Below are 24,171 nucleotides of genomic sequence, written 5' to 3' on the forward strand. Positions count from 1 at the left end.
GCCACAGGGTAGGAGGGGTGTCCCGAATCCGTCCCTGGAGGTCGATGTGCCGCGCGCCCAGCCACCCGACGGGGTGGACCGCCGTCCCATGCGGCGCGTCGCAGCCGTCGCCACCTCCCTGAGCGCACTCATCGCCACGTCCATCGTCGCCGGGCCCGCCACCGCCTCCGAAGCCTCCCTCTCCTGCGCGCTCGGCCGCACCGACGCCCACCACTCCGAAGGCGTCGACACCTGGAACAGCACCTATCCGCGGCCCGACCGCGGCCTCGACGCGGTGATGGTCTTCCTGTCCTTCCCCGACTCCCGGCCGGTCGCCGACCCGGGGGAACTGGCCAAGGACTACTTCCCCGCCACCTCCCGCTTCTTCGACCGCGCCTCCTACGGAAAGTTCCGGCTGCGCCCGCACATCCAGAAGAAGTGGGTGCGGATGCCGCACACCTCCACCTCGTACGGGATACGGCGCGACTGGGACGCCGGTCACCGCTCGGCCTACCTGCACGACGCGGTCGCGGCCGCCGACGACTCGGTCGACTTCAGCCGCTACGACATGGTCTATTTCGTCGCCGACCCGGACGCGCCCGGCGTCGACTCCGACGCCACCAAGGTCGTCAACCTCGACCAGCCGATGCAGGCCGACAACGCCGACCTGCGCCGCTTCGTCACCGTCTTCGAGCAGAGCCCCCCGGACCGCAACGTCCTCGCCCACGAGACGGGCCATGTCTTCGACCTCCCGGACCTCTACCACCGCCCGCAGGACGGCAAGGGCGACTGGGACACCTACGTCGGCGACTGGGACCTCATGGGCAGCCAGTTCGGGCTCGCCCCCGACCCCTTCGCCTGGCACAAGTGGAAGCTCGGCTGGCTGGGCGACAACCAGGTCGACTGCGCCGAGCTGACCGGCTCCACCCTGCACACGCTGCGCACCCTGTCCGCCCCGAAGGAGCCGGGCGACGCGCGCCGGCCGAGGCTGCTGGTGGTGCGCACCGGCAAGGACAGCGCCCTCGCCATCGAGGCACGCGGTGCCATCGGCAACGACCGGTCGGTGTGCAAGGAAGGCGTCCTGGCCTACCGCGTGCACAGCGCGACCGCCTCCGGCTCGGGCCCCGTCCAGGTCCTCGACGGACACCCTGCCGGCGCGGCCTGCTGGGGCACCTCCGTCTACCCGCCGCTCGCGGACGCGCCGCTGGGTGTGGGGGAGAGCCTGGCCGACCCCGAGGACGGCGTACGGATCCAGGTCACCGGGCGGACGGCCGACGGCGACTGGAGCGTCAAGGTGGGGCGCGACTGATCCGGAGGCCCGCCCGGACACCACCCGCCGGACGCCACCGCGCCCGGACAACGACGAAGGCCCTCACCGTGGTGAGGGCCTTCGACTGTCTGTGCGCCGCCAGGGACTCGAACCCCGGACCCGCTGATTAAGAGTCAGCTGCTCTAACCAACTGAGCTAGCGGCGCCTGCTGACGGGGGAAACATTAGCACCCTGACCGAGGAGGGCAAAAATCGATAAGGATCAGCCCGAGGACAGCGCCGCAGCGGGCTGACGTGCGGCGGGACCGGCGTCCGCGGCGTCCACCGTGCGGGCGGCCCGGACGCACGCCCAGAGCAGGACATCGGGTCCGGGCAGCCACGGGCGCCGGACATCCGGGGCGACCAGCCAGCGGGAGGCGGCCGGGGAGCCGTCATCGGCCGCGCCGGGAGCCCCGCCCGCGCGGTCGGGGTACAGCGGCGGGACGGTCACCGCGTCACCGGTTCCGTGGCAGAGCAGCGGCGGGACGGCGGTGACCCACTCCTCCCAGTCCAGCAGCGCGGGCAGCCGCTGAGCGGTACCGGGGGCGGCGAACAGCAGGATCCGCCCGCGGTGCGCCGCCACCGGGCCCGAGCCGGGCCCCGCGGACCAGAGCTGGTCCACCATCCGGCGGCCGAAGAGCGCCGGGGCGTTGATCACGTCGAAGGCCCGGCCGCACGGCAGCACGCTCGGGGCGGTCGGCCGGGACGCCCACAGGGTGTGGACGCTGCGCGGGTGGGGGCTGGCGGAGGCGAGCCAGTCGGCGCCGGCCAGGGTGACGTACGCCGCGGTCGGGAAGGCAAGGGTCCGGGGAGTGTCGGGCAGCCAGTCGCTCATGGGACAGGTCTACCGATTCACGGCGTACGGCTTCCGGGGATTGGGTGAATCCGGGACAGGGCGGACCGGTAAGGGGTATCTTCCGCGGCCCGCATATGCCAACGGCTCATGGTGGTGTCCCATGAGCCGTCCTGAGGCGGGTGGTGCGGATGGTGCGTACGGGAACGGGTGCTCAGTCGCCGTCGCCGAGGTGCGTGCCGCCGTCTCTCATCAGACCGCGACCGAACTCGACCATCTTCTGGGCGTAGTCCTCGGACCAGCCCGCGCGCTCCGCGAGCACCGCCATCGGCAGCCGGTCGAACCGCTTGGGGTCGGCCAGCTGCGCCGCCGCCATCGCCTGGAACTCCGTCGCACGGTCGGCCGCCGCCTGGAAGGCGAGCGCCAGCTCCGTGGCCCGGCCGAGCAGCCGCCGCGGATCGTCGATCGTGTCCAGGTCGAAGAAGTGCTCGGGGTCGGAGACGGCCTCGGGCGGCTCGAAGAGCAGCGGCGCGGGCTTCCTGCGCCGGGGTCCGGGCGCCGTACCGCGGGGGTCAGAAGCCGGTCGCGGCTCGGACATGTACGTACCTCCAGGATCGTGTGCCGCATTCCATTGTCCCGCGCCACGCAAGGGGGCCTGCGGACAGCCGGCCGGGCGGGCTGTGCGGCCCCCTACGGGCGCCAGGCGACGCGATGCTCGTTCAGATGGGCCAGGACCGAGTGGTTGGCCTCCCAGCCGTCCGGGAACTTGACCGTGACACCGAGCCGCACCGGCTCCGTCGAGGGGTGCTCGTCCAGCAGCTCGGCGACCCCCGCCCGGCACACCACGATGCAGGCGTGCCGGTGGCGCGAGGCGAGCACGCACAGCCGGCCGGTCTCCAGGTGGAAGGCGGTCGCGTCGGGGCGGCCGGACAGCGGATGCAGCACGACCGTGACATCGAACTCGCGGCCCTGGAGGCGGTTGGCGGTGTCCACCGCGACGCCCGTCACGCCCAGCTCGCCCAGCGCCGCGCGGACCGCCGCCGCCTGGTCGCGATGGGCCGTGCCGACCGCGATCCTGGCGGCCGTCAGCGGCTCCGGATCCGGAGAGCTCTCGCTGGTGGCGGCACCGCCGCGGTCCAGCAGCCGGCGGACGGTGAGCGCCACCGCGCGCACCGCCTCCGGGTCCGTACGCGGAGTGTGCCGGGCGGGGAGTTCGAGCAGGCCCCAGCCGGACTCGGCGGCCTCGTCCAGGACCCGGTCCACGCCCGACCCGTCCCCCGGCACCCCGAACGCCAGCCGGCGGTCGCCGTGGCCGGTGCCGCTGCGGAACGGGGTGTACGGGTAGAACGCGGCGGACACCAGCGGCGCGGCGGAGGCCGGCAGCCGCCAGGACACCGGCAGGCGGTGCTGCGGGAGATCGGGATTGTGCGCCAGGAGGGTGGACACCGCGCTCGACGACGGGTCGTAGGACAGCCCGGCCCACTGCTCGCCGCCGACCACGCTGAACGGATCCAGCTGGCCCGGGTCGCCGACGAACAGCGCCCGCTCGAAGAGCCCGGCGACACTCAGCAGCGCATCCGAGCGCATTTGGTAGGCCTCGTCCACGATGGCGTGCTGCCACGGCGTATCGACCTTGGTGTAGGCCCACTTCGCGGCCGTCGAGACGACGATGTCCAGGCCCGCCAGATCGGCGGCCTTCGCGGACGTCCGGACCGAGGGCAGCTCGGCCAGCGCCGGATCGAACGCGCCGGGCTCGCTGCTGTGCAGCCGGCCGACGGGCAGCTCGGGGTCTTTCGCCGCGATCCGCAGCACCAGATCGTCGACCTGCGCGTTGGTCTGCGCGACGACCATCAACGGGCGCCCGGCGGCGGCGAGTTCACGCGCCGCGCGGACCACGAGGGTGGACTTGCCGGCGCCGGGCGGCGAGTCCACGACGACGCCGCGCCGGCTGCCGTGCAGGGTGTCGTGCAGGATCGCGTCGGTCGCCGCGCCGGCCGCGGCCCCGGGGTCGAAGGAACGGTCGCGGGGGAGGTGAACCGCCGTCATGCCGCACGGCCCTCCGGCGAGTCGGCAAAGGCGGCGTGGGCGGGGCCGGGTGTGCCCGGGGGCCGGGTGGCGGTCACAGGAAGTCCTCCGCGGTCACGGGGTCGGGGGTGTCTTGGGGCGCGCCCGCACCGGCGTCGGCCGACGGGGGCCCGCCATGCGTCCAGGGCGTGTCCTCGGGGTCCGGCAGCTCCGGGCCGCCGCGCGGCGCGTGCTCGAAGAGCGTCCAGCACACCGCGTCGTCCGGCTCCGGCACCGAACCGGGCTCCGGCTCCTTTCCGCGGCCCATCCCGCCCGTCAGCCGCACCACCAGCGTGCCCGTGTCCTGCGGCGCGTACGCCACGAATTCGGCGGTCTGGGTCCGGCCGTCGGCCAGCGGGCGGTAGAGCTTGGCGCGCTCGGCCAGATGCGGAGTGTCGGGGGTGCGGAGCGTCACCAGCGGGCGCGGCATCGGGCGCCTGCCCTCGGAGAAGGCCATCTCGACCTCCGTGACGACGCCCGTCAGCGCCTCGCCCGCCAACCTGCGCGCCGCCATCACCAGCGGGTCGTCCAGGGCCTCCTGCGCGTCCAGTTGGGCCTGCGCGGCCTCGCGCGAGGACAGTTTCCGGGCGGCGGTGATGGCGTCGTCCCGCTTGGGCTGCGGCGGCTCGCCGGCGCGCAGCCGGTCGCGGTGGGCGGTGTAGGACCAGCGGTCGCGCTTCCAGCGGTCGGTGACCCGGGCGCCCTCGGGGAGCTCGCGCAGCAGGTCGATGCCCTGCCACACCGCGTCCCAGGTGGGCCGCATCAGGCCCTCCACCAGGGCGCGGATCTCGTCCTCGGCGCCGGGCACGCCCGCGTGGTGGCGCGCCATCGCGGGCGCCAGCAGGCGGTTGTCGAACGCCGGGTCGGTGGCGGGACCGGCCGGCGGGCACCTCAGCTGCCCGTCGGCGTCGCGCGCCGATTCGGCGCGCTCGGCCGCCGCCCGGCCCGAGAGGCCCGGCGGCGGGGCGATCCAGCCGAGCAGGGCGCCCAGGTGCTGGTCCTCCAGCGCGCTCTGGCCGGTCGCCCAGTGGCGGGTCAGCAGCCCGGTCATGGACAGCAGCAGACTGGCGCCCGGAACCTGGGCCCGCTCACCGAAGTGGGTGAACCAGCGGCCCAGGAGCGGGACATGCGGCGGCGCGGGATGGGGCGTCTCCGGATCCTGCTCGGCCGTCCGCCGGAACCGCATCGAACGGCCCAGCAGCCGGACGAAGTCGATACCGGCGCCGCTCGGAACGATCAACTGGGGTGCATCCGCGCACAGTTCGACCTGTACCGGGACCTTCTTGCCGGTCTCCGGGTCGGTCTCCTTGCGCTCCTCCCACTCGACGGTGTCGGCGAAGCCGTCGAGATACGGCAGCACCGACTCGGCCAGATCGGCGAGGAACGCGAACCGGAGGGTGCGGTCCCGGGGCTGCGGCACGGCCAGCAGCACCGGCTTCTCGCGGTCCGTGCCGACCATCGCGCCCAGCGGCGCGCCGGCCTCGCCGGCGGTCGTCAACGGGACGAGGACCAGCGGGCGTTCGGACAGATGGCGGTGGCGGACCGTGGACAGCGGGCGGGCGCGGCCGTCCGCCGCCGCCTCCATCCGGGCCAGCGTCTCGATCAGTGACATTCCGGCTCCTTCTGCCCCTGCGTAGCCGGGACGGTGCGGGCCAGTGCCTCGGCGCGCAGCGCGGCCGCCCGCCGCAGCGTGAGAACGGCCGGGTCGTCGGGGTGCGGGCCGTCGTCGGTGCGGGCGGCGCCGCCCGCGTCATCGGGGGCGTCCGGATCCGGTACGCCCCCGGCCGCCGCGAGGACGTCCCCGATGGTGCGCAGGCCGCCCAACTCGCCCCGCACCCCGCGCCCCAGTGCCTCCACCGCACCGTCGTCACGGGAGCGTTTGCGGCAGTGGAAGGCCAGCTCACAGGCGGCCAGGCACTCCGGGGCGTACGCCGCGTCGACCGCCTCCACGGCCTGCGTCAGCTCCTCGGGCGGGCGGGTCGCCGTCCGGCCGTCGTCCGCCAGGCGCAGATCGAAGGTGGTCTCCGGCGGGAGCGCCGCGGCGATCTCCTCGACCCGGGTCAGCCGGGTCAACTGCCGCCGGGTCGTGGCGAGTTGTTTACGGACATCGACGGCCGCGGCGGTGGGGAGGTTGGAGAAGTCCTTCGGGCAGACCAGCAGTACCCGCTCCCGCACCCGGGCCTCGCGCCCGGTCCGGGCGGCCACCTGCCCGGCGACCTTCTCCAGCGCGAGGACGTACACCGCCGCCTGGCGGGCCGCGGCGCCCACCTTGGGGGCGTCGGCCGAGCCGTCGATCATCGGGAAGGACTTGATCTCGACGACCGTCCAGCTGCCGTCCGGCTGCACCACCACCGCGTCCGGCTCCAGATAGGCGGGTGATCCCGCCACTTCGAGCACCAGCATCGGATGGTCCAGGAGCGCCCAGCCCCCGGTCTCGGCGGCCTCGCGCAGCGCCAGCGCCGTGCGGGCCGCGCGACCCTCGGGGCCGGCGGCGGACAGATCGGGCGTCGCGACCTGCTCGCCCTCGGGCGCGGGGGTGCCCGGCTCCAGGCGGTCGTGCAGCAGCCGCAGCAGGTCCGCGCCGCCGTCGGACTTGACCCGGGCCTCGAAGGCGTTGCCCCGCACGAGCGCGAACTGGGACTGGCCGTAGGCCGCCGGCGAGCCGAGCGCCTGGGCCAGTGCCCCCTTGTCGACGCCCGCCCCGTCCAGCAGCGCGCGGCGCCGGCAGCCCGGGTTGGCGGCCAGTGCGGCGAGCGCGCGGGCGTCCAGCGAGCGCGGCCGGACCCCGGCACCACGCAGCTCGGTGAGCCGCTGCCGCAGGCTCGGTGCCGCCGTCGGCCGCCCCTGGGCCGGAGTGTCCGGCACAGCGGCCGACGCGGGTCGACTGTCGCGGGAAACGTTCACCTGGGGAAGTCTCGCATCCGCCACTGACACACGGGGGCGCGCCCGCGGACCGGCGGACGCGTACGCCCGTCCCCCGTCACGGACAAAACGGCCGATGCGCGATGATGGTCGCCCCGCGGTCCGCCGGCCCCCACCCGCGCCGCCGTCCGCACCGAACAACACGCGACGAGCAGCCGAGACATTCGGCGAGAGGTACGACGCATGGCAGCGCGCATTCTCCTGGCCAGGCACGGGCAGACGGAGTGGTCCCTTTCCGGCAGGCACACCGGCCGTACGGACATTCCGCTGCTGGACGAGGGCCGGCGCGGCGCCAAGCTGCTCGGCGAGCGGCTGCACCGCACCCCCTGGAACGGCCTGCCGGACGTCGAGGTCCTCACCAGCCCCCTGGTGCGCGCGAAGGAGACCTGCGAGCTGGCCGGCTTCGGCGACCGGGCGCAGGACTGGGACGCGCTGATGGAGGTCGACTACGGCGCCTACGAGGGCCTGACGCCGGCCGAGATCAAGGCGGGCCGGCCCGACTGGCTGATCTGGCGCGACGGTGTCCCCGAGGGCGAGACGCTCGCGGAGGTCTCGGCGCGCGCCGACGAGGTCGTCGACCGGGCGCGCTCGGCCGACCACGATGTCCTGGTCTTCGCGCACGGCCACATCCTGCGCGCCCTGGGGGCCCGCTGGCTGGGCCTGGACATCTCCTTCGGCGCCCGCATCCGCCTGGAGCCGACGTCCCTGTCGGTGCTGGGCTGGGCGTACGGGGAACCGGCGATCGAGCGCTGGAACGACACCGGCCACCTGGGCTGAGCGGCGGGCGGGCAGGGCCGGGCGGCGGCCCCGCCGTCAGTCCGCGGGGCCCGGCCGCCGGCCCCCGCCGTCGTCGGCCGCCGCCGAGGCCGCGTGCCGGTCCAGGAAGCCGGCGACGGGGGCGGAGGCGCGGTGCGGCGACAGCATGCGTGCCGTGCGGTCGAGCATGGTGCGGATCCGGGCCGAGCGGACCTGCTCCAGCAGCTTCAGCACCCGGTCCCCGGCCGCCGCGGCCTCGTCGGGCGCCCCGCCGGCCGCGAGATCGCCCGCCAACTCCGCGGTGAACAGCGCGATATTGCGGGTGAAGTGCGGATCCTGCAGCGCCACCGCCCGGCGCGCGTGCTCCGCCGCGCGCTGCCCCTCACCCAGGGCCGACCAGCACTGCGCCTCCAGCCCCGCCAGCTCCGCCTCGCCGTAGAAGGTCATCCACTCCGGGTCGTTGTCGCTCGGCCCGCCCGCGAAGAGCCGTTGCGCCCGCAGCAGGGCCCGCTCACAGCCGCTGCGGTCCGCGAGCCCCGCCCAGCCGCCCGCCTCGCGCAGCGACAGCAGCGACAGCAGCCGCGGCGAGGCGAGCTGCCGGGCGGCCTGCTGCGCGGCCTGGGCGGCGCGCACCGCCTCGCGCGGGCGCCCGGCGTCGCGGGCGAGGAAGGAGGTGTTGCAGAAGGCGTGTGCTTCCAGGGCCGGGTCGTCGCTGACCCGGGCGGTGGCAAGCGCTTCGGCGTAGTGCGAGCGGGCGTCGTCGAAGTGACCCGAGTCGTGCGCCAACCAGCCGACGGAGATGGCGAGTTCGCCCGCGCCGGAGTGCAGCCGGTCACAGACGGCGCGGCGCTGGACGCCGGAGTCCAGCAGGTCGTAGGCGGCCCGCAGCGGCTGGGCGGCGCGGCGGTAGATGCCCTCCGCGCCGTGCCGGTCGTCCAGCAGCCGGATCCGGCGCACCGCTTCCTCGAGGGCGCTGGCCTCGGATGCGCCGGCCCGGCCGCCGGCGGGTCTGCGCGGGCCGGGGACGGCGGCGGGGGTGTCGGCGGTATCAAGGGGGTACAGGGCGGCAAGGCCCAGGGCGGCTGCCGGGCCGCCGGTGATGAACGCGCGACGCAGCACGTCGCTCTCCTCGCGGGTCTGGATACGGGTATCGCGGTGGTCGGGGTCGGTTGCCAGGGGCGCGGCGCTGACCGCCGCCGTACGCGCCCCCCGTCCGCGTACCGTTTCGCGCGGCGCGAATCCCATGTCGGGCAGCGTCAGCCCGGGGAACATGTGCCGGAACACCCGTTCGTAGGCGTAGTTCGGGCACCGGATCTCCCCGGACTCGACGCGTCCCACATAGCGGGCGTCGCACGAGACCTGCTCGCCGATCTCACGGGCGGACCGCCGGACCGCCGCCGCGAACTCGCCCGGTGACAGCCGGCCGCGCAGCTGTCGGAAAGCGGTGTTCGGGCGGGCGGGTACGGTGCGGGACGACGCTGATTTCGCTGGTGGCGACGTCATGGCTGCCTTTCTCGGTGCCCTTTCCGTGCCCTCGCCGTGCCATCTTGTGGCGATGCCGCATCCTGGCGGTGCGGCGGGGACGACCGTACCGGCTGTAACGGGACCGGCACACAGAGTTTGGCCACAAAACGGATATCTCAGCCACGATCTGCCATGAACTGCCATCCTTTGCAGCGTTACGCCTCCGTAGCTGTTGACGTCCCGCGCCGTTGAACCCGGTGTAAGGGTGCGGCGCGTGGATGAGGAGGGGTTTCCGTGTGGGAGACCGGCGTGAGCAGGGGCGTCAAGGAGTCCATCGGCCGGGCCGTCGGACGTCCGGCGGCGTCGGGGTATCTGCCCGCCCCCGGCCCGGTCGCGCCGCCGGAGCCCGCGCAGCCCTGTGATCTGGTCACGGTGCCGGCCCGGCAGGGCCTGGAGGCCGTCGACATCCTGCGGCTGCGGGACGGCGTCGGCCCGGTCCTGCACGACGGCGCCTGCCACACCCTCGGTTTCCTGGTGCCCCCGGGCACGGCCGCCGGATGGGATCTGCCCGGCAGCGCGTGTACGCAGACCTACGGGCGGGGCGGCGTGCTCGCCGCGGTGTGCGGGGGCGACGGGGCCGCGATGGAGCCGCCGGTGACGGGCAGCGGCTGGCTGGTGCCGCCGGACGGCGCGTTCGCCGCCGCCACCGACCCGGTGGTGCTGCGCGCGGCGCTCGGCGAGGCGGCCCGCACGATCGAGGCCGTCGACCGCTGCCAGTGAGGCGTTCGCGCACGCACCAGGGCCGCCCGGCCGGATGCCGGGCGGCCCTGGTGCGTGCCGTGAGAGCTGCGGTGCGGGACGGGGTGGGTCAGCGGGGGCCCGCCGCCCCCTGTGCCGCGGCCGGTGCGCTGTCCCCGGCGGGGCGCGGGATGGTGATGCCGCGGCCGCGGTCACCCAGCCTGCGCTGTACGCCGCGCAGCAGCCGGCCCGCGGTGAAGGACGCGCCGTAGACGAAGCGCATCGACGGGCCGAAGGCCGGGGCGGTCAGCAGCCCCGCGAAGAACAGGCCCGGCCAGGACGATTCGAAGCCGGCGCTCAGCTCGGGGGCCCGGCTGCCGCCGACCGTACGCAGCGTGCCGCCCAGCTGGGGGTCGAGCAGCGGAAGCCGGCCCAGGTCGGGTGTGAAGCCGGTGGCGGCCACGACGTGCTCGGTGTCCAGGGTCGCGGTGCCGCCGTCCGTGTCGGCGAGAGTGAGCCGCACCCCGCCGTCGCGGGCGGCCGCGGCCCGGATGTGGTGCCCCAGCTGCACGGGGACGGCGGGCTCGAAACGGTCCCGCAGCCACCAGGCGCCGGCCGGGCCCAGCGCCGTCTGCGCGATGTGCACCCGGGTCGCGCCGGGCAGCCGGCGTACCGCCCAGGGCATCTCCGACCAGACCCAGCTCGGCCAGCCGGTGCCCAGGCCGCAGTGCGGATCGCGCAGTGCCCGCAGACGGCTGCGCTCCAGCCCTTGCGGCGGCGTGTTCCAGTTCAGCCGGCCGGCGCGGGCCACGATGCGGGCGCGGGCGCCCTGTTCGGCGAGCAGTGTCGCGGTTTCCAGGGCGGCCTGTCCGGAGCCGATCACGGTGACGTCCCGGCCCGCGAAGCCGCTCAGGTCGTGGTGATCGCTGCTGTGCGAGGCGAGCTGGGCGGGCAGGCCGCGCAGCGGACCGGGGCGGTGGACGAACGGGAGCACGCCGATGGCGAGCGCCACGGTCCGGGCCGCGATGATCTCGCCGGTGTCCGTCTCGACCCGGAAGGTGCCCGCCTCCGGGCGCACGGCGGTGACCGTGACCTCCTCGACCTGCGGTACGGCCGTCTCCCCGAACCACCGGCCGTACGCGGTGAAGGTGCCGATGGGCAGCGGGACGCCGTGCTGGACGGTCACGCCGCGCGAGGCGCAGTAGTCGGCCAGGGTGTGCGCGCCCGTCGGGGCGGACAGATTGGAGGACCACGGCTCGGACTTGAGGAACATGCCGCCGGGCATGTTGTCGCGCCAGGAGGCCATCGGCCGGCCCAGGACCCGCAGGCTCAGCCCGGCCGCCGCCGCATGCGCGGCGATCGAGAGTCCATACGGGCCGGCGCCCACCACCACGAGGTCGTACATGGAAGTCTCCTGCTCTTTCTCGTCGTTCTCATCGGGCTTGTCGTGTCGTCGTACGGAGCGGTCAGGGCTGTTGGGGTGCGCCGAGGCGGTGCGCGGGCGCCGGGCGGGCAGGCTGCGGGACGGCCGGGGCCGCGCCGCGCATCCGGTGCGCGCCCTTGCGGGCGCCGCTGCGCAACCACGACCCGGTCATCGCGAGGAACGGCAGCGGATCGTCGGCCGCGAACCAGGCCCGCTCCACCCCGGGCCGGCCGGCCCGTACGGTGAGCGGGCCGGCCGGCGGCCATTCGGAGAACGCCGCGGCCACCGCCGACAGCAGCGCGTAGTTCTCGGCGCGGAACAGCCGGCCCGGTGAGCTGCGCGGGCCGGGCACCGTACGGCCGGTCAGGTCCAGGTGCAGGGCGCGGACCACATCGAGCCCCGACGGGTCGGTGAACAGCCGGAACTGCGCGCCGGGGCGCGGGTTGAAATCGAGCAGGTGGTAGCGGCCCTCGGTGTCCCGCCGGAAGTCGAGGTCGAGGATGCCGCGGTAGCCCAGATGCCCGGCCAGCCGCAGCGCGGCCCGCTCCACCTCCGGGTTCGGCAGCCAGCGGCCGACCGCCGTCAGCCCGGTCCGCAGCGGCCAGGCACGCTCCTTGCGGCCCGAGCCGCCGATCAGGCACCGGCCGCCGTGCGTGAAGCAGCCGTGGAAGAACCAGTCGGTGTCCGGTCCGCCCGGGAGCCGGCGCTGCAACAGCAGCGCGCTGCCGGCCCGGTCGGTCAGCTCGTAGAGCCGGCGCGCGTCGTCGGGGGTGCGCACCAGGGTGGTGCTGCGCAGCCCGGCCGACGGCGTCAGCAGCCACGGGCGGCTCCACTTCGCGACGGCCGGCAGACCGAGCTCCACGGCGGCCTCGGCGGCCTGCTCAGCGCTGCCCGGGATGGCGGTCTCCGGGTGCGGCAGATCCAGCTCCCGGCACAGCCGGGCCAGTTCGGCCTTGTCGGCGACCCGTTCCGGCAGACCGGCGGGCTGGGCGGGGAGCAGGAACCGGCCCAGCAGCCGGCCGGCGAGCCGGGCCGCGGCGATCGCGCCACGGTCGTCCATGGGAATCAGCGCGGCCGGTCTGCCGATGCGGTCGGAGATATCCAGCAGCAATTCCAGCAGGGTGTCGTCCGCCACCGGCCCGGCCGGAATGTCGTACGACCGGTGCAGAAATCGCGAACGGCCCACCGGGCCGCGTGCCGACACGACCGCGGCATGCACCTCGATTCCCGCCCGGCCCAGTGATCTCACCGCGCCCAGGGTGCCGTGGTGAAAAGGGTTGGGGTCGAGCCGGAGCAGAAGTACCGGCACATCGGTGTCGAACGATGGCATGAGCGGTGTCCTTCACTTCGATGAGCCGGTACGGGGGCCGATGGACCGTGTGGGGGACGGAATTCGCTAATGGGCTATCAGAAGGCGTCCGGTCGGCCCATGAAGAAGAATTCTTGATTACCGTCATGAGATCAGCGCGCCGAACCGTCCGGAGACGTGGCGCCCTCGAAGGAGTCACCATGTCCCAGCGAAAGCGGAGGGCGAGGGGTGCCTGGGCCGGGGCGGTTGCCGTCTGCCTGCTCGCTGCCGGCGGCCTCGTGTCCCTGCCCGTCCCGGAGTCCGCCGAGCAGCCCGCCGAGGACGGGCGCAACGCCGTCACCGCCACGGCGCCCGACGCGCCGCTGGGAGCCTTCGTCGGATCCGGCGCCGACGGTGTGCGGCGGCTGGCCGCCCTGCAGCGCTGGCTCGGCGGCACCAACGTCCGGGTCGGCCACACCTACCTGCCGGGCGACCACTGGTCCAGGATCGAGGGGGAGCCCGGCTTCCTCCGGCCGTGGGCCCAGTGGCGGCGCGCCGCCACCGACCGCATGTTCGTGCTGAACGTTCCGATGATGGAGCGCAACGAGGAGGGAGTGCCGGACGCCGAGGTGCGCCGGCTGCTCCTGCGGGCCGCGTCCGGCGCCTTCGACGAGCATTTCCGAAGGCTGGCGTGGAACCTCGTCGAGGAGGGCGTGCCGGACACCGTCATCGTCCTCGGCTGGGAGATGAACGGGACCACCTACACCCACCGCTGCGGGCCCGACCCGAAAGCCTGGCAGGCGTACTGGAACCGCATTGTCATCGCCATGCGGTCGGTGCCGGGGCAGAAATTCCGCTTCGATTTCGCGCCGTCCCGCGGGGAGGACGCCGTCGGATGGACCAAGTGCTACCCCGGTGACAGCGCCGTCGACATCATCGGCATGGATTCCTACGACCAGCCGCCCGGTGAGACGTTCGACGAAATGATCCGGCAGCCCTACGGCCTTCAGAAACAGGTCGATTTTGCGGCGCAGCACAAAAAGCGCATCTCGTACCCGGAATGGGGTCTGTTCCGCAACGGCGACAACCCCGAATTCGTGCGGCGCATGCTGAACTGGATGGCCGCCCACAAACCGCTCTACCAGACGATCACCGACTACTGTCCGCACGGCGTCTGGCGGTGCCGGGAGAACCCGCAGGCCTCCCGGGTCTTCCGGCACGCCCTCTACGACCTGCCGGACTCCCCGACGGCCCCGAGCGCCCCCGCGACGCCCACCCCACCCCAGCCCCCGCGGCCGCCCGCGCCGGCCCGGCGGGACAACTGCCTCTACGTCGACCTGGGCCGGTACCTCGAGAACTGGTTCGGCGTGCGGAAGGTGTGTATCCGGCTCGGTCTGCTGCAGCGGCTGCTGGGCCGGGGCGACTAGGGCGGCCCCGTCGGCCGCCGCCCGGCCCGCGCCACCCGGCACCCACCTCGCCTGCCAGGTGTTCAGCCGGGCCCGCACACCCGCCGCCGCCGTCACCCGCTCGCGGAGGACGCGCGCCACCAGCGCCCGCGCGGCCACCTGCGCCGCGTACAGCCGCAGCGCGGGCGCCAGGGCGCGGCGCGCCAGCATCAGCCGCTGGTTGGTCACCGGCACCGGGCGCCAGTGCAGCTTGTACGGTTCCGCGCCGCGCAGCAGGCTGAGCGTGCCGCACCCCGCCGCGGCGGCATGGCGGGTGCCGTGCCGCATCAGCATGGTGGTGATGTCCACCTTCCTGGCGCGCAGTTCGGGATCGGCTCCGTAGAGATAGCCGCCGGCCAGGTCCCCGGACATCAGCATCAGGTCGGTGGCCATCACCCGCCCGGCCAGCAGGTACTCGGTCAGCTTCGCCTCGCCGCCGGCGACCATGGCCTCCGCGGCGCGTGCCAGATGGGCCGCGAAGCGGGGCCGCAGATGCTCCGGCGTCACCCCCCGGCCCTGCCACTGGAGCGCGTGCAGCCGCAGCATGTTCCGTACGGCTTCGGGCACCTCGTGCGGCAGCACCGTGTGTTCCTCGATGCCCAGCGCGTCGAGCCTGCGCAGCTTGGCGCGGGTGCGGCGGGCGCGGGACACGGTCAGCCGGGGCAGCAGCTCGGCCATCGGCACCCCGGGCAGCTCCAGGCAGACCGAGTCGGTGAGCCGGCGGCTCGGGCCGGACCAGGCGGCGAAGAGCCGTTCGGCGGCGGCGCCGGGGCGGACCTCGCGCAGATCCACGAGGGCGCCGCGGGCCGCACGGAGCAGCCCGTCGGCCAGGGCGCGGGCCGCGGGATCGGGGCAGGAGTCGTCGAGCAGCACATCGCAGAAGTCGGAGATGCTGCCGCCGATCGGTACGAGGACCGGCAGCGGGCGGTGCGCCAGCATCAGAGGCGCCGCGCCGACGAGGCGCCCGCCCCGGCGCACCAGGACGATCCGCAGCCGTCCCGGAGTGCCGTACGACAGCCACCACGAGTGCAGCCAGGCGTGGCTCTGGAACGCGGTGGCGGACCGGCAGCGGCCGTGCAGCGCCCGCCACTCGGCGGCGAGCGCGGCGAACTCCCCGGGGTCCTGGCACAGGGTGGCCGAGAAGGGGAGGGACTCGGGGTGGGGCGGTCGCGCGGGGCCGGGGACGGTCGCCCGGGAGGTCTCCGGTGTGGTGTCCGGTGAGGTCTGCCGGATGGTCATCGAGCTGCTTTCTCGGCGGGTGCCGCCGGGACGGTTCTCTCGGTGGCTTTCCTGCCCGGCGGCGGGGTGGCCCCCTGCTCGGGTGCGGGCGCCGGCACCGCTGCCGACGGGCTCCGTGTCCCGCTGCGCTCGCGCGGGCGGACCAGCAGCAGCAGACCGCCCAGCAGACCGCCGGCGCAGGCCCCCACGCCGGTGGCGACGGGCGCGGACGGCGACGCCGGTTCGACGGGGGCCGAGGCGCGGGCGAACTCCATCAGCCGGGCGCCCGTCCGGGACGTCGACTCGTTGCCCGCGCGGGTCAGCGAGCGGGCCACGACGTTGGCGATCTCGGCGGAGGTGTCCGGCACCGGCGCGGTGCCGGTGATCTCGATCATCGGGGCATCCGGCGAGGTCATCGCACGGACCCCGCCGCGCAGATCGGCGAGCGGCACACCGGAGACGTGGTGCGCGTCGGCGAGCACCGCCCCGCCGGTCGCGATCCGGCCGTAGGCCTGCGCGAAGCCCAGGGCGCCCGACGGGTCCGACCCGGCGGCGGGCACCACCATCACATAGCTGGTCGCGGCGTACTCGGGAGGCTGCAGCATCCCGTAGGACGCGCCGCCCAGCGCGCCCAGCACGGCGCACAGCGGCAGCGGCCACCAGCGGGGCAGCCGGGCCCGCAGCCGGCCGCGCGTGCGGCGCGGGCCGGGCTCGTCGGACGCGGCCGGCTCTTCCCTGACGGTCTCGGCCATGGCGGCGCTCACCTCTTCGACAGCGAATGGCTGCTGGGGGACGGGGACGGGGACGGGGTGTGGGAGGGGCTGTCGGACCCGGGCGGGGACGGCAGGTGCACCTGGGGCGGGGGCGCGTCCGGCGCGGGGGCGGCGGCCCGTCTCCCCTCCGGCGCCCGCGCCTGCTCGACGGCCAGTGCGTAGACCCCCATCAAGGCCTCGGCGCTGCGCCCGATGTCGTAGAGCCGTACGACCGGCGGGACGGGCAGCCGGCCGGGCCGCGCCCGCTGTACGTCGCGGATCGCGGTCGCCAGTTCGTGGGCGCCGGGGCCGACGCGGCGGGCGCCGGGGGCCTGGTCGGCGGGGAGTTCGTCGACGGCCGGGCAGCAGCCGTGCAGGACGGGCAGCCCGGCGGCGAGCGCCTCCAGGATGGCCAGGCCGAACGCCTCCTCCGAGGAGGGCGACACGAAGACGTCCATGGCGGCGAGCAGACCGGGAATGTCGGAGCCGTCCGGCGTCCCGCCGGGCCCCGTGCCCGCCGCGGGGCCGACCGCGCCGCCGCGCGCGCCCAGCAGGTGGACGCGGTTGCCGGCCCCGAACTGCTCGGCCGTCTGCCGCAGCGCCTCCCGCTCGGGCCCCTCGCCCGCCAACAGCAGGTGTACGCCCGGGATTTGGGTGACCGCCCGGACCAGGACGTCGAAGCGCTTGCCGGGCACCAGCCGCCCGACGCCGCCCACCACGAAGGCGTCGAAGGGCAGTCCCAGCCGGGCGCGGGCGGCGGCGCGGGCCGCGGGGACGTAGGCGAATCGGTGTGCCTCGATGCCGTTGGGCACCACGTGGATGCGCGGCTCGGGTACGCCCCAGCGCTGCAGGCGGGCGGCGACGGTGTCCGAGACGGCGACCGTGGAGGACCCCAGGCGTTCGGTGGCCCGGTACAGGGAGCGGACGCTCCGGGTCAGCCGCCGGCCCTCGATGACGGCGTCGCCCAGGGAGTGTTCGGTGGCGACGATGGCCCGGACACCGGCGAGCCGGGCGGCGATCCTGCCGTAGACGCAGGCGCGGTAGAGGTGGGTGTGGACCACGTCGTAGCCGCCGTTGCGGATGTGCCGGACGAGGCGCGGGAGCGCGGTCAGGTCCCGGTTGCCGGTCATGCCGAGGTGGGTGACGGGAGTGCCGTCCGCCTCGATGCCGTCGGCGACCTGGCCCGGGTTGGTCAGGGTCAGGACCTCGCAGTGCGCGGGCAGCCGGCGCAGCATCAGCCGCAGCTGCTGCTCGGCGCCGCCCACGTCCAGGCCGGTGATGATGTGCAGAACTTTCACCGGATGCCTCCAGTGGTCGTGGCCGGGGTGGCCTCGGTGCGCTCTCGGGGGAGCGGGCGGCGGCGCAGCGGGTGCAGAGCGCGCTTGAGGTGCAGCCGCCACGCGGTGTCGGCGGCGCCGATGTGCGCCCGCGGCAGGGCGTGCAGGGCGGTGAGGGGGCCGGGGTCGATGGCGCAGGCGTAGCCGTAGCCCGCCGCGCGGACGGCAGCGGCGGACCGCGCGTCGACGGTGCCGTACGGGTAGCAGAAGCCGTCCGGGGCCCGGCCCGTCAGCTCGGCCAGCAGCGCCCGGCTGCCCGCCGTCTCCTGCGCCAGCGTCTCGTCGTCGGCGGTGGTGAGGTCCGTGTGCACCAGGCCGTGCGAGCCGATCTCCATGCCGGCTTCCCCGACGGCGCGGATCCCGCCCTCGGTCAGCAGCGGCTTACGGGGCCCCAGCGGGTCCCAGGCGTTCTCGCCGCCGGGCCTGCCGGGCAGCACGAACACCGTCGCGGTGCACTCATGGCGCAGCAGCAGCGGCAGCGCCTCGGAGCGGAAGTCGGCGTAGCCGTCGTCGAAGGTCAGCCCGACCAGACCCCTGCCCTGCCCGGCGGCGCGGGCGCGCAGCAGCTCGCCGACCGCGACGCCGCGCAGTCCGCGCTTGCGCAGCCAGCGCAGCTGGCGGTCCAGCCGGTCGGGCGAGACGGTGACCTGGTACGGGTCCTCGGAGGCGTCGGCGATCTCGGCGACCGAGTGGTACATCAGGACCCAGGGCGGGGCGCCGAAGACACGGCGGGTGCGGCGGGAGACGGGTACGGGATCGGATGCGGATCCGGGTGCGGGGGTGGGGGCGGTGGTGGTCACCGCGGGAGCCGGTTCATCGGGCATGGGTGAGTTTTCCTTTGACGGCGGCGAGCAACTGCGAGGCCTCGGGGGCCCGGACGGCGAGGGCGGTGACGGCGAAGACGGCGGGGACCAGCAGCGCGCCGACCGCCGCACCGGCCAGCGGCCCGGCGCTCAGCGCCGCGACGGGCGAGACGACGGCGACGGCGACGGCGGCGGCCAGCACCAGCCGGCCGAGCCCGGCGGCGACCCGGCGCACCGCGATGGCGATGACCCGGGTGCCGAGCCCGTGCAGCAGCAGCAGGGCGGTGGCGGTGATGCCGACCGCGTTGGCGGCGGCGATGCCGTGCACCCCCCACCAGCGGACCGCGAACAGCCCGGCCACGATCGTGATCAGCAGTCCGGCCGCCATCGACAGCGCCGGGTACCAGGTCGGCCGGGCGGCGGAGAAGAACGGCCGGATCAGCGCACCGACCAGGCTGTGGCCGAGCAGCCCGAGCGCGTAGACCCGCATCACCGAGGCGGTGGCGGCGGTGTCGGCGGCGCTGAACGCGCCACGCTGGAAGAGGACTTCGACGACCTGCGGCGCGCAGGCGATGACGTACGCGGTGCCCAGCAGCACCACCAGCCCGGCCAGTGTCAGATCGCGCTCCACCCGGCGTCTGGCCAGGGCCGCCTCGCCGTCGGCCAGCGCGCGGGCCACCACCGGGAAGGTGACGGTGCAGATCATCAGCGAGAACACCATCGGCATCTGCGCGATCTTCTGCGCGTAGTTGAGATGCGAGATGGCTCCGGCCGGCAGCGAGGAGGCCAGGAAGCGTTCGACGAGGACCTGCGACTGCCGGCACAGCGCGAAGCAGGCGACGGGGACCAGGAGACGGAGACCGAGGTGCGGCGTGGGGCGGGCGCTGACGCCGGGTGCGGGCGAGCGCCCCACGCTCCGCCCGTCCCCGCGCCGTGCCGGCCCCAACTGCCGCCACACCGACGGCACCTGGACGGCGATCATCAGCAGCCCGCCGAGGGCGACACCGGCGGCGGCGGCGCGTACGCCCCATGCGGCGTGCAGCGCCAGCATCGTGCCGATGATGCAGACGTTGTACGCGACGTAGATCGCGGCCGGCGCGACGAAGCTGCGGTGCGCCCGCAGGGCGGCGCTGAGGTAGCCGGCGATACCGAAGGTGAGGACGGTCAGCGCGGTCAGCCGGGTGCAGTCGATGGCGGGGCCGGGGTCGTCGAGGCCGGGTGCCAGGACGTGGACGAGCAGCGGCGCGCCGAGGGCGAGGAGGACGGAGGCACCGGCGAGGGCGGCGAAGAGCCGCGGGAAGGTGGCGGTCAGCAGGGCCCGTACGGGGTCCGTGCGGCCGGCCAGGTCGGCGCCGGCGGCCCGTGCCGTGCGGGCGGAGAGCGCGAGGCTGAACGCCGGGACCAGCAGCAGCGCCATCGCGTCCTCGATGAGGAGCGTGGCCGCCATTTCGGGCAGCGTCCAGGCGACGAGGAAGGCGTCGGTGTCGCTGCCCGCGCCGAAGAGGTGCGCGATGGTCTGGTCCCGCAGCAGCCCGATCAGCGAGCCGGCCGCGGTGAGGACGGCGGTGACCGCGGCGGCGCGGGCGAGGCGGCGGCCCAGCGGGCTGTGGCCGCCGGGGTCGCCGGAGCCGGTGGTGGCGGGCGCGCCGTCGGGACGTACGGGGGCGGGCGCGGGTGCGGGGACCGGCAGGGTGCCGGCGGGAGTGCGGGAGAGCGGTGTCCGGGCTTCGGGTGTCTCCTGCCCGACCGCCCCCGGGGGGCCCGCCGTCGTGTCCCTCATCGCGGGTCCGCCCCGGCCGCTCTGTCCTCGGTCAGTGCCCAGCGGGCGACCAGCCCGAACAGCACCGCGCACAGGACGGTCGAGGGGCCGCCGATGTCGGCGTAGAGGAAGTCGACGGTCTGCCAGACGAGCAGGCCGGTCGCGAGGAGCCCGCAGTCGGCGGCGCGGCCCCGGCGGCGGGCGGCGGGCAGCCGGCGCAGTGCGCACACCAGCAGCGCGGCCCAGCTGCCCACCAGCGCGGTGATCCCGATGAGGCCCTGTTCGCTGAGGACGAGCAGATACATGTTGTGCGGGGAGAGCAGGGGTTCCCGCTGGAAGGCGAGTCCGGCGCCCGCGGTGTCGCTGCCGGAGGACAGGCCGAGGGAGGCGTGCGAGTCGCGGTGGGCGGGGAAGCCCTTGAGGCCGACGCCGGTCACCGGGTTGTCGCGCCACATGCCGGTGGCCGCCGCCCACAGCGTGTAGCGGTCGGTCACGGACCGGTCGGGCGCGTCGGAGACGGCAGTGATGCTGGCGAACCGTTCGCTCATCATCTGCGACCCGATCCCGGCGCCGCCGATGAGGACCACGGCCACGGCGGCGAGTGCGGCCATGGTCCCGACGGCGAGGCGCAGTCCGGCCAGCAGCAGGACGACGCCGACGGCCACCGCGGTGGCGATCCAGGCACCGCGGCTGAACGACAGGGCCAGCGGCAGCAGCAGCGCGGCGGCGCTGCCCAGGGCGGCGGGCCGCAGCCAGTGCGGGGCGTCCGCGTCGGGGGCGAGTCCCATGGCCAGCGCGGCGATCAGCCCGTAGGCGACGACCGTGGACATCCCCATGACGTCCAGCGGGCCGAAGGTGCCGACCGCCCGGATGTTGTGGCCCATGTATGAGGCGCCGGTGCCGGTCAGGTACTGCTCGACGCCGATGGCGCCCTGCACCAGGGCGAGCACCACCACCGCTCCGGCGAGCACCCGGAAGTCCCGCACGGTGCGCAGCGTCAGCACCAGCGCGGTCGGCACCAGCACGAAGATCTGCAGGTATCGGACGAAGCCGGGCAGGCTCGCGGCCGGGTCGCCGGAGGTGACGGTGGCCACCGCGAACCCGACGGCGGGCGCGCCCAGTACGAGTGCGGCCGTCCCGTTCAGCGGCCGGCCGCGGGCCCGCAGCAGCCGGACGGCGCAGCACACGACGAGGGCGGCGGAGGCCGCGTCGGCCGGGGTGATCCCGCCGGGCGACGAGGCGTCGCCGTGTTCGACCGGCGCGCACATCAGCAGGACGGTGGCCAGCGCCGGGACGAGCGGCGCGTGGTGTGCGGCCAGGGCCCGGACCCGGCCGGCCCGGTCCTGTGCCGACGGTGTCCGGGACGCGGGCAGCGTGACCGCCGGCGCGTCCGCGCTCATCTCCCCTCCAGCCGGAACAGGGAGGTCACGGTGCGCAGCATGATCAGGATGTCCTGCCACAGCGACCACTGGTCGATGTAGAGGTTGTCGAAGCGTGCGCGGTCCTCGATGGAGGTGTCCCCGCGCAGCCCGTGCACCTGCGCCAGCCCGGTGATACCGACCGGCATCCGGTGCCGGGCGCCGTATTCGGGGTAGCTCTGGCTGAACTGCTGGACGAAGTAGGGGCGTTCGGGGCGGGGCCCGACCAGGCTCATGTCGCCGCGCAGGACGTTCCACAGCTGCGGCAGCTCGTCGAGCGAGGTACGGCGCAGGAACTGGCCGACGGGGCTCATCCGCCGGTCGTGCGCCACGCTCCAGAGCGTCGCCGACTCGTGGGCGTTGCGGGGGCGCAGGGTGCGGAATTTGAGCAGGGTGAAGGGGCGGCCGTGCCGGCCGGTGCGCTCCTGACGGAAGATCACATCGGGGCCGTCGAGGAGACGTACGGCCAGCGCACAGCCCAGCAGGACGGGCGCGGCGACCATCAGGGCGAGCGCGGCCAGGGTGATGTCCAGGGTGCGCTTGCCCGCTCCGCCGTGCCGGGGGGTGGTGTCCAGCCGCCGGCAGGTGAAGCCCCACAGGTGTTCCGCGGCCGGAGCGTGCGGCGAGTGGCCCGCCGCGGCCGCGGCGCCGGCCAGCCAGACCTGCGCGCCCTGCTCGATGAAGCGCCGCAGCAGCGCGGCGGTCTGCGGATCGGCCTCGGGCGGGCGGATGAACACGGCGTCCCGCACGGTGTTCTGGATGACGGCCCGGGTGATCTCCTCGGCGCTCGTCAGCCGGGGCAGCGGCGCCTCCTCGCCGCCCGGGTCCGCCGGGGGCGTGGCCGGCGGCGGCCCGAGGGGCACCAACCCGACCGGCCGCAGGCCGTATTCGGGGTGGTCGTGCAGGGCGCCGGCGAGCTTTCCGGCCGACGCCTCGGTGCCCACGATCAGGGTGGCGCGCGGGTTCCGGCGGGCGGCGCCGCGCCGTGCGCGGTAGACGGTGGCCCGGCCGGCGCACGTCAGGACGATGTGGGCGGCGACCGTGCACAGCAGCGCGTCCAGGCGCAGCGCCCGTCCCGGGTGGACGGCGGCCAGCACCGCGGCCGCCGCGCACCAGCAGGCGCCGATCCGGCTCAGCAGCAACGGAAGGTCGTCCAGCGCGCTCGGGGCGAGGCCGGAGCGGTAGAGCCCGGCCTGGTTGTGGAGCAGCAGCAGGCACAGCGTCATCGGCCCGAGCAGCGCCAGGGTCAGGCCCGGGTCGTGCATCAGGAACGCGGCGCCCGCGGCGGCCAGGCAGTCGGTGGCCATCAGGGTGACGCCGGTCCAGCGCTGTCGGGTGTGGGGCTGTGCGGCCCGTGGCGGCGGGTCGGGCCGGCGCCGGCGCGGCGGATGGACCGCGGCGGTGGCCGGCCTGGCCAGTACCGGGGCGGAATGGGGCGCGTCCGCGCTCTCCGTCGTCATCGCCTGCTCTGCTCCCTGATCTCGGGGCACGGCTGACCGAGCAGTTCGCGGTACAGATCCAGGACCGCTGCCGCCGTTTGCCGCACGTCGTGTGTCGTCCGTACGTGCGCGAGGCCCTGTTGGCCCAGTGACGTACGGAGCTGAGGGTGGATCAGCAGGCCGCACAGGGCCCGCGCCAGGGCGGCCGGGTCGTCCGGTGGCACCAGGCAGCCGGACTCCGTACCGGGCGGCAGGCTCTCCCGTGCGCCGCTGACGTCGGTGACGACGACGGGGCGGCCGCAGGCCATCGCTTCCAGAGGGGCCAGCGCCATGCCCTCCCACCGGGACGGCAGGACGACGACGTCCGCCGCGCGGTACCAGGAGGCGGGGTCCGGTGTCGCCCCCGCGAAGTGCACGCCGGGTGGCGCGGCGGCGCGCAGGTGCTGCTCGTCGGGGCCGTCCCCGACGAGTGCGAGCCGCGCTCCGGGGGCCGCCGCAGCGACGTCCTGCCAGGCCCGCAACAAGGTGAGCTGGCCCTTTTGCGGGCACAGCCGTCCGACGCACACCACCAGCGGGCCCTCGGGGGGCAGTTCGCCGGGCCCGGCGAGTGCGGCGCGCAGCCGCCGCCGGGCCGCCACGTCGCCCGACGCGTCCGGTGCGGCGGGGGAGAAGCGCTCCAGGTCGACGCCGTTGCGGATGACCGCCCACCGGGCCGCCACCCCCGCCGCCACTCCGCGGGCCCGCTCCGCCTCGCTCACGCACAGCACCCGCTGCGACCAGCGCGCGGCATACCGCTCCCAGCCCAGAGCCAGCCGCGCCGTGGGCCCGCCGACGGCCTCGAAGGACCAGGCGTGCGGCTGGTGGACGGTCGGGATCCGGCCGCGTACGGCAAGCCGTGCGGCGAGCCCCGCCTTGGCGCTGTGCGCGTGGACGAGGTCGGGGGCGGTGCGGCGGATCAGCCGGGCCAGGCGCCGGGTCTCGGCGGCCAGTGCGGGGCCGGGGGAGCGCCCGGCGTGCCAGTCGGCGACCTCGGCCCCCGCGGCGCGTGCGTCCCGTTGCAGGGCGCCGCCGGGCGGGGCGGCCACCACGACCCGCAGCCCGGCGGCCACTTGGGCCCGCACCAGGTCGGCGACGACCCGCGCGACCCCGCCGTCCACGGGCTGCGAGACATGGAGGACCGAAGGAGGACCTTCGGACTGGGAATTTTGCGGCAGCACGCGCTCTGCTCCCCTGATGTCGAGCTGACAGAATCCTTGACGGGAATT

19 protein-coding genes, 1 tRNA gene and 1 pseudogene are annotated in these 24,171 nt (G+C 75.1%); 4 read left to right on the forward strand and 17 right to left on the reverse strand.

Going from position 1 to position 24,171, the window contains the following annotated elements; genetic code table 11:
• The first annotated feature begins 88 nt into the window (after nucleotides 1–88).
• A complete protein-coding gene (locus tag ACIRQ7_RS28230) occupies nucleotides 89–1,288 on the forward strand; it encodes a M6 family metalloprotease domain-containing protein (RefSeq protein WP_404265461.1) in 1,200 nt (399 codons plus the stop codon).
• A gap of 92 nt (nucleotides 1,289–1,380) precedes the next feature.
• Here ACIRQ7_RS28230 and ACIRQ7_RS28235 read toward each other — a convergent pair.
• From ACIRQ7_RS28235 to ACIRQ7_RS28260, 6 genes are all read right to left on the reverse strand, one after another.
• A tRNA-Lys gene (locus tag ACIRQ7_RS28235) sits at nucleotides 1,381–1,454 on the reverse strand.
• Between the two features lie 56 nt (nucleotides 1,455–1,510).
• Nucleotides 1,511–2,122 (reverse strand): bifunctional DNA primase/polymerase, encoded by a 612-nt coding sequence (locus ACIRQ7_RS28240; protein WP_401469797.1) that lies wholly within the window; start codon nucleotides 2,120–2,122, stop codon nucleotides 1,511–1,513.
• Between the two features lie 172 nt (nucleotides 2,123–2,294).
• Nucleotides 2,295–2,678: a hypothetical protein gene (locus ACIRQ7_RS28245; protein WP_401469800.1), complete on the reverse strand. Its 384-nt coding sequence runs from the start codon at nucleotides 2,676–2,678 to the stop codon at nucleotides 2,295–2,297.
• A 92-nt stretch (nucleotides 2,679–2,770) separates the two neighbouring features.
• Nucleotides 2,771–4,126, reverse strand: coding sequence for an AAA domain-containing protein (locus ACIRQ7_RS28250; protein ID WP_404265462.1), 1,356 nt, complete (start codon nucleotides 4,124–4,126; stop codon nucleotides 2,771–2,773).
• Nucleotides 4,127–4,199: 73 nt separating this feature from the next.
• Nucleotides 4,200–5,756: a hypothetical protein gene (locus ACIRQ7_RS28255; RefSeq protein WP_404265464.1), complete on the reverse strand. Its 1,557-nt coding sequence runs from the start codon at nucleotides 5,754–5,756 to the stop codon at nucleotides 4,200–4,202.
• Nucleotides 5,747–7,048: a hypothetical protein gene (locus tag ACIRQ7_RS28260; protein WP_404265465.1), complete on the reverse strand. Its 1,302-nt coding sequence runs from the start codon at nucleotides 7,046–7,048 to the stop codon at nucleotides 5,747–5,749. The genes ACIRQ7_RS28255 and ACIRQ7_RS28260 overlap by 10 nt, the downstream gene beginning before the upstream one ends.
• Before the next feature lie 201 nt (nucleotides 7,049–7,249).
• Between ACIRQ7_RS28260 and ACIRQ7_RS28265 the strand changes: the two genes are divergently transcribed.
• Nucleotides 7,250–7,843, forward strand: a complete 594-nt coding sequence (locus ACIRQ7_RS28265) for a histidine phosphatase family protein (RefSeq protein WP_404265466.1) — start codon at nucleotides 7,250–7,252, stop codon at nucleotides 7,841–7,843.
• Nucleotides 7,844–7,879: 36 nt separating this feature from the next.
• Here ACIRQ7_RS28265 and ACIRQ7_RS28270 read toward each other — a convergent pair whose 3' ends face one another.
• Nucleotides 7,880–9,325 (reverse strand): tetratricopeptide repeat protein, encoded by a 1,446-nt coding sequence (locus tag ACIRQ7_RS28270; RefSeq protein ID WP_404265468.1) that lies wholly within the window; start codon nucleotides 9,323–9,325, stop codon nucleotides 7,880–7,882.
• A 270-nt stretch (nucleotides 9,326–9,595) separates the two neighbouring features.
• On the opposite strand from ACIRQ7_RS28270, the gene ACIRQ7_RS28275 reads away from it, so the two are divergent.
• Nucleotides 9,596–10,066, forward strand: coding sequence for a hypothetical protein (locus ACIRQ7_RS28275; RefSeq protein WP_404265469.1), 471 nt, complete (start codon nucleotides 9,596–9,598; stop codon nucleotides 10,064–10,066).
• Between the two features lie 88 nt (nucleotides 10,067–10,154).
• On the opposite strand, the gene ACIRQ7_RS28280 is transcribed toward ACIRQ7_RS28275, so the two are convergent.
• Both ACIRQ7_RS28280 and ACIRQ7_RS28285 read right to left on the reverse strand, forming a co-directional pair.
• Entirely contained in the window at nucleotides 10,155–11,429 is a 1,275-nt protein-coding gene (locus ACIRQ7_RS28280) for an NAD(P)-binding domain-containing protein (protein ID WP_401469821.1), read from the reverse strand.
• A 61-nt stretch (nucleotides 11,430–11,490) separates the two neighbouring features.
• Nucleotides 11,491–12,777, reverse strand: a complete 1,287-nt coding sequence (locus ACIRQ7_RS28285) for an ATP-grasp domain-containing protein (RefSeq protein ID WP_404265470.1) — start codon at nucleotides 12,775–12,777, stop codon at nucleotides 11,491–11,493.
• A 179-nt stretch (nucleotides 12,778–12,956) separates the two neighbouring features.
• On the opposite strand from ACIRQ7_RS28285, the gene ACIRQ7_RS28290 reads away from it, so the two are divergent.
• The gene (locus ACIRQ7_RS28290; RefSeq protein ID WP_404265471.1) at nucleotides 12,957–14,162 is read left to right on the forward strand and encodes a glycoside hydrolase family 26 protein; all 1,206 of its coding nucleotides are present in this window, start codon (nucleotides 12,957–12,959) and stop codon (nucleotides 14,160–14,162) included.
• Between the two features lie 63 nt (nucleotides 14,163–14,225).
• Here the strand turns inward: ACIRQ7_RS28290 and ACIRQ7_RS28295 are convergent.
• The 8 genes and pseudogenes from ACIRQ7_RS28295 to ACIRQ7_RS28330 all read right to left on the reverse strand — a co-directional run.
• Nucleotides 14,226–15,419 (reverse strand): annotated as a pseudogene (locus ACIRQ7_RS28295) (GNAT family N-acetyltransferase); the annotation flags it as partial.
• A complete protein-coding gene (locus ACIRQ7_RS28300) occupies nucleotides 15,416–16,150 on the reverse strand; it encodes a lipopolysaccharide biosynthesis protein (RefSeq protein WP_401469829.1) in 735 nt (244 codons plus the stop codon). The pseudogene ACIRQ7_RS28295 and the gene ACIRQ7_RS28300, both read right to left, overlap by 4 nt.
• An 8-nt stretch (nucleotides 16,151–16,158) precedes the next feature.
• Entirely contained in the window at nucleotides 16,159–17,448 is a 1,290-nt protein-coding gene (locus ACIRQ7_RS28305; RefSeq protein ID WP_404265472.1) for a glycosyltransferase, read from the reverse strand.
• Nucleotides 17,445–18,311 carry a polysaccharide deacetylase family protein gene (locus ACIRQ7_RS28310; protein ID WP_404265473.1) on the reverse strand — a complete coding sequence of 289 codons (867 nt, stop codon included), beginning with the start codon at nucleotides 18,309–18,311 and terminating at the stop codon, nucleotides 17,445–17,447. The genes ACIRQ7_RS28305 and ACIRQ7_RS28310 overlap by 4 nt, the downstream gene beginning before the upstream one ends.
• Entirely contained in the window at nucleotides 18,301–20,070 is a 1,770-nt protein-coding gene (locus ACIRQ7_RS28315) for a lipid II flippase MurJ (RefSeq protein WP_404265474.1), read from the reverse strand. Before ACIRQ7_RS28315 ends, ACIRQ7_RS28310 begins: the two co-directional genes overlap by 11 nt.
• Nucleotides 20,067–21,449: an O-antigen ligase family protein gene (locus ACIRQ7_RS28320; RefSeq protein ID WP_404265475.1), complete on the reverse strand. Its 1,383-nt coding sequence runs from the start codon at nucleotides 21,447–21,449 to the stop codon at nucleotides 20,067–20,069. The genes ACIRQ7_RS28315 and ACIRQ7_RS28320 overlap by 4 nt, the downstream gene beginning before the upstream one ends.
• Nucleotides 21,446–22,927: an exopolysaccharide biosynthesis polyprenyl glycosylphosphotransferase gene (locus ACIRQ7_RS28325; protein ID WP_404265476.1), complete on the reverse strand. Its 1,482-nt coding sequence runs from the start codon at nucleotides 22,925–22,927 to the stop codon at nucleotides 21,446–21,448. Before ACIRQ7_RS28325 ends, ACIRQ7_RS28320 begins: the two co-directional genes overlap by 4 nt.
• Complete coding sequence (locus ACIRQ7_RS28330; protein WP_404265478.1) at nucleotides 22,924–24,123, reverse strand: glycosyltransferase; 1,200 nt, start codon at nucleotides 24,121–24,123, stop codon at nucleotides 22,924–22,926. The genes ACIRQ7_RS28325 and ACIRQ7_RS28330 overlap by 4 nt, the downstream gene beginning before the upstream one ends.
• Nucleotides 24,124–24,171: the final 48 nt, after the last annotated feature.

It is taken from the genome of Streptomyces sp. NPDC101393 (genome assembly GCF_044767385.1).
Taxonomy (GTDB): Bacteria; Actinomycetota; Actinomycetes; order Streptomycetales; family Streptomycetaceae; genus Streptomyces.

What these genes read in the sequence shown, in the direction of transcription:
- ACIRQ7_RS28230 (WP_404265461.1), top strand. Translation starts at nt 89, where the DNA reads ATGCGGCGCGTCGCAGCCGTCGCCACCTCCCTGAGCGCACTCATCGCC.
- ACIRQ7_RS28240 (WP_401469797.1), bottom strand. Translation starts at nt 2,122, where the DNA reads ATGAGCGACTGGCTGCCCGACACTCCCCGGACCCTTGCCTTCCCGACC.
- ACIRQ7_RS28245 (WP_401469800.1), bottom strand. Translation starts at nt 2,678, where the DNA reads ATGTCCGAGCCGCGACCGGCTTCTGACCCCCGCGGTACGGCGCCCGGA.
- ACIRQ7_RS28250 (WP_404265462.1), bottom strand. Translation starts at nt 4,126, where the DNA reads ATGACGGCGGTTCACCTCCCCCGCGACCGTTCCTTCGACCCCGGGGCC.
- ACIRQ7_RS28255 (WP_404265464.1), bottom strand. Translation starts at nt 5,756, where the DNA reads ATGTCACTGATCGAGACGCTGGCCCGGATGGAGGCGGCGGCGGACGGC.
- ACIRQ7_RS28265 (WP_404265466.1), top strand. Translation starts at nt 7,250, where the DNA reads ATGGCAGCGCGCATTCTCCTGGCCAGGCACGGGCAGACGGAGTGGTCC.
- ACIRQ7_RS28270 (WP_404265468.1), bottom strand. Translation starts at nt 9,325, where the DNA reads ATGACGTCGCCACCAGCGAAATCAGCGTCGTCCCGCACCGTACCCGCC.
- ACIRQ7_RS28280 (WP_401469821.1), bottom strand. Translation starts at nt 11,429, where the DNA reads ATGTACGACCTCGTGGTGGTGGGCGCCGGCCCGTATGGACTCTCGATC.
- ACIRQ7_RS28285 (WP_404265470.1), bottom strand. Translation starts at nt 12,777, where the DNA reads ATGCCATCGTTCGACACCGATGTGCCGGTACTTCTGCTCCGGCTCGAC.
- ACIRQ7_RS28290 (WP_404265471.1), top strand. Translation starts at nt 12,957, where the DNA reads ATGTCCCAGCGAAAGCGGAGGGCGAGGGGTGCCTGGGCCGGGGCGGTT.
- ACIRQ7_RS28300 (WP_401469829.1), bottom strand. Translation starts at nt 16,150, where the DNA reads ATGGCCGAGACCGTCAGGGAAGAGCCGGCCGCGTCCGACGAGCCCGGC.
- ACIRQ7_RS28310 (WP_404265473.1), bottom strand. Translation starts at nt 18,311, where the DNA reads ATGCCCGATGAACCGGCTCCCGCGGTGACCACCACCGCCCCCACCCCC.
- ACIRQ7_RS28315 (WP_404265474.1), bottom strand. Translation starts at nt 20,070, where the DNA reads ATGAGGGACACGACGGCGGGCCCCCCGGGGGCGGTCGGGCAGGAGACA.
- ACIRQ7_RS28320 (WP_404265475.1), bottom strand. Translation starts at nt 21,449, where the DNA reads ATGAGCGCGGACGCGCCGGCGGTCACGCTGCCCGCGTCCCGGACACCG.
- ACIRQ7_RS28325 (WP_404265476.1), bottom strand. Translation starts at nt 22,927, where the DNA reads ATGACGACGGAGAGCGCGGACGCGCCCCATTCCGCCCCGGTACTGGCC.